Here is a 630-nt window from a genome sequence, read left to right as displayed (position 1 = left end):
CGGCATCAGCATCAGCATCAGCATCAGCATCAGCATCAGCATCAGCATCAGCATCGGCGTCCGCATCCGCATCCGCATCCGCATCCGCATCCGCATCAGCGTCGGCATCAGCATCAGCATCCGCATCGGCATCCGCATCGGCATCCGCATCCGCGTCGGCATCAGCATCAGCATCAGCGTCGGCGTCGGCGTCGGCGTCGGCGTCAGCATCCGCATCTGCGTCGGCATCGGCATCCGCGTCGGCATCAGCATCAGCATCAGCATCAGCATCAGCATCAGCGTCGGCGTCGGCGTCGGCGTCGGCGTCGGCGTCGGCGTCAGCATCTGCGTCGGCGTCGGCGTCGGCGTCAGCATCGGCATCAGCATCAGCATCAGCATCAGCGTCGGCGTCAGCATCCGCATCCGCATCCGCATCCGCATCCGCATCAGCGTCGGCATCAGCATCCGCATCCGCGTCGGCATCGGCATCGGCATCAGCATCAGCATCGGCATCGGCATCGGCATCGGCATCAGCATCAGCATCAGCATCAGCATCGGCATCGGCGTCGGCATCGGCGTCGGCGTCGGCGTCGGCATCCGCATCGGCGTCGGCATCAGCGTCCGCATCGGCGTCGGCATCCGCGTCGGCAT

At 65.7% G+C, this 630-nt stretch carries 1 protein-coding gene; it reads left to right on the top strand.

Annotation, left to right across the window (positions count from 1 at the left end):
• Positions 1–630, top strand: a 630-nt coding sequence (locus tag NR126_RS29145; protein ID WP_306219058.1) for a hypothetical protein, incomplete at both ends; no start/stop codon positions are given.

Source organism: Pseudomonas sp. Pse1 (assembly GCF_024519635.1).
In the GTDB taxonomy this organism is placed as follows: Bacteria; Pseudomonadota; Gammaproteobacteria; order Pseudomonadales; family Pseudomonadaceae; genus Aquipseudomonas.
Note: the sequence above shows the minus strand (reverse complement) of the source record. Positions and strands in the feature narration are given on the sequence as shown.